Here is a 1353-nt window from a genome sequence, read left to right as displayed (position 1 = left end):
CGGCCGTGGTCCGGGCCTCCAGCAGGTCCGTGAGCCGGCGCTCGGCCGCGGCCGGGTCGAAGCGGGCCGTGACCTGGGCCAGCCGCATCCGGATCGCGTGGCAGGTGGGCGCGTCGGCGCCCTGCCGCAGGCCGAGTTCGAGGAGCTCGGTGGCGCCGCGGGCGTCGCCCTGGGCCAGGAGCTCCTCGGCGGCTTCGCGCAGGACTTCGGCGTCGGAGGGCTCGCCCGGGGCGTGGTCGCCGGCGGCGGCGAGCAGGTGCGAGGCGACCGCGGTCGCCGGGTCGCCGTCCGCCCGCAGCAGCAGGGCCGCCCGGCGGTGCAGTTCGGCGCGGGCGGCGGGCCCGGTGTCCTCCAGTACGGCGGCCCGCGCGGCGGGGTGCCGGAAGCGGGTGCCGTCCAGCAGGCCGCAGGCCTCCAGCGCGGCCAGGGCCCGCCGGGCGGCCGGAGCCGGCCCGCCCAGCAGCCGTACGACCCGCTCCGCGGTGGCGCGTTCGCCGAGCACCGCGGCGGCGCGGGCCGCCGCGAGCGCGGTGGGCCCGCTGCGGTGCAGGCAGGTGGTGACGGCCTGGGCGAACGGGCCGCCCGGCTCGGGCGCGTCGCACGGCCCGTCCCCGCCCTCCTCGACGAGGGCGCGCAGCAGGAGCGGGTTGCCGCCGCTGATGCGGTGCGGCCCGTCGGCCGGCCGGAGCCCGCCGAGGAGGGCGGCGACCTCGTCACGGCCGAGCCGGTCGAGGCGGACCCGGCCGAAGTGCGGCTGGCGCATCAGCTCGGTGGTGAACACCGGGTCCAGGCCCTCGGCGTGCGGGGAGCCGGTCAGTACGGTCAGGACGGCGGCCGAACGGGCGTGCCGGGCCAGGTACCGCAGGTACTGCAGGGAGGCGTCGTCGGCGTGCTGGACGTCGTCGACGACGAGCACGACCGGCCGCTCGGCGCTCAGCTCGCGCAGCCGCGCGCAGAAGGCCTGCATGGCTTCCACCCGCGCCGGTGCGGGCGCCGGCAGCGGCGCCGGCGCGGGCAGGGCGAAACCCCCCTCGCCGTGGGCGAGCTGTCGCAGCACACCGAGGGCGACGTGGCGCTCCTCCGGGCAGGCGACCGCGGACAGGACCAACGCCCCGGCCGCGCGGGCCCGTTCGGCGGCGGTGTCCGCCAGCGTGCTCTTGCCGCAGCCGGTGGAGCCTTCGGCCAGAACGATCCGCGCACGCCCCTCGGCGCACTCCGCGAGCGCCTCGTCCAGCGCTCCGATCACCGCGTCCCTGCCCACCAGCGTCACACGTGCCCCCGTCATCGAAACTCCACCCCTCACCCGGGTCAGGGTCGAAGCCGTGCCTACAGGGGTGGTCGAGCGGGAACCTG

The 1353-nt window shown here is 78.7% G+C and carries 1 protein-coding gene; it reads right to left on the bottom strand.

From position 1 onward, the window contains the following. A partial coding sequence (locus tag ACFXA3_RS42600) for a BREX system ATP-binding domain-containing protein (protein ID WP_385196925.1) occupies positions 1 to 1285 on the bottom strand: 1285 nt, incomplete at its 3' end. Positions 1286 to 1353: the final 68 nt, after the last annotated feature.

Source organism: Streptomyces sp. NPDC059456, assembly GCF_042750055.1.
Classification (GTDB): Bacteria; Actinomycetota; Actinomycetes; order Streptomycetales; family Streptomycetaceae; genus Streptomyces.
Note: the sequence above shows the minus strand (reverse complement) of the source record. Positions and strands in the feature narration are given on the sequence as shown.